The sequence below is a fragment of the Rhizobium croatiense genome, assembly GCF_019793465.1.
Classification (GTDB): domain Bacteria; phylum Pseudomonadota; class Alphaproteobacteria; order Rhizobiales; family Rhizobiaceae; genus Rhizobium; species Rhizobium croatiense.
Map to the genome: position 1 here is coordinate 1 of NZ_JAILYJ010000046.1, position 1,271 is coordinate 1,271.

Sequence of the window (1,271 nt, forward strand, 5' to 3'; positions counted from 1 at the left end):
TGACCTGCCACTGCGAATTTCCTCCAGAATTGATTAGAGTCCGGCCGATCAAAGGACGGACGAATGAAGAAGCAGAGATTTACGGAAGAGCAGATTATTGCGGTGCTGAAGGAGCAGGAGGCAGGAGCGAAGGTGGCCGACCTCTGCCGCAAGCACGGGATTTCAGAAGCGACGTTTTATAACTGGAAAGCCAAATATGGCGGCATGGAAGTCTCCGAGGCGAAGCGGCTAAAGGCGCTTGAGGACGAGAACGCGAGGCTGAAGAAGCTGCTGGCCGAGCAGATGCTTGATGCAGCCGCGCTCCGCGAGCTTCTTGCAAAAAAATGGTAGGGCCTGTCGCCCAGCGTGAAGCCGTCACGCATCTGAAGGCCGTCATGGGTCTTTCGGAGCGGCGGGCCTGCCAGATCATATCCGCCGACCGCAAGACGATTCGTTATCGGTCCAGTCGACCGCCCGAGGTAGAATTGCGGGCGAAGCTGCGTGACCTTGCCAATGAGCGGCGGCGTTTCGGCTATCGGCGACTGTTCATCCTGCTTCGACGGGACGGAGAGCCGTCCGGGGTTAATCGCATCTACCGGCTCTATCGCGAGGAAGGACTTTCCGTTCGCAAGCGCAAGGCCCGGCGGCGTGCCGCCGGCACGCGTGCACCGATCCTGGTCGAAGCGAAGGCCAATGCTCGCTGGTCGCTGGATTTCGTGCATGACCAGTTCGCCTGCGGCAGGCGCTTCCGCATTCTCAATGTCGTCGACGATGTGACGCGCGAGTGCCTAGCCGCCATCCCCGACACCTCGATCTCCGGGCGTCGCGTGGCGCGGGAACTGACGACACTCATCGAGCGGCGTGGCAAGCCCGGTATGATCGTCTCCGACAACGGCACCGAACTCACCTCGAATGCCATCCTCGCTTGGTCGAAAGATCACAAGGTCGAATGGCACTACATCGCGCCGGGAAGACCGATGCAGAATGGCTATGTCGAGAGTTTCAACGGCCGCATGCGCGACGAGTTGCTCAACGAGAGCCTGTTCTTCGGCCTCGACCATGCCCGAAGCGCCATTGCTGAATGGGCGGACGACTACAATCACCTTCGGCCGCACTCATCGCTCGGATACCAGACCCCGGCAGACTATGCCGGGACCATCGCCGCAACCGGCTCCAACGCTGCGCATGATGAAAGCTTCGCGTTTCCGCCGGTTGCTCACACCGCGCCATTTGGCGTATCCAAAACTGCCGAGGCTCTAATCGTCGCCGGATGAAAGTTCAGTGGCAGGTCA

Annotated in this window: 1 protein-coding gene; it reads left to right on the forward strand. The window is 60.2% G+C overall.

All coding sequences use genetic code 11. The annotated features are described in order from the left end of the window. Nucleotides 1–63: 63 nt before the first annotated feature. Nucleotides 64–1,253, forward strand: a protein-coding gene (locus K6M89_RS30460) for an IS3 family transposase (RefSeq protein WP_222141851.1) whose coding sequence is annotated in 2 segments (ribosomal slippage) — nt 64–316 and nt 316–1,253 — 1,191 coding nt in all. Because the reading frame shifts where the segments join, the coding sequence is not laid out codon by codon here. The last annotated feature ends 18 nt before the right edge of the window (nt 1,254–1,271 follow it).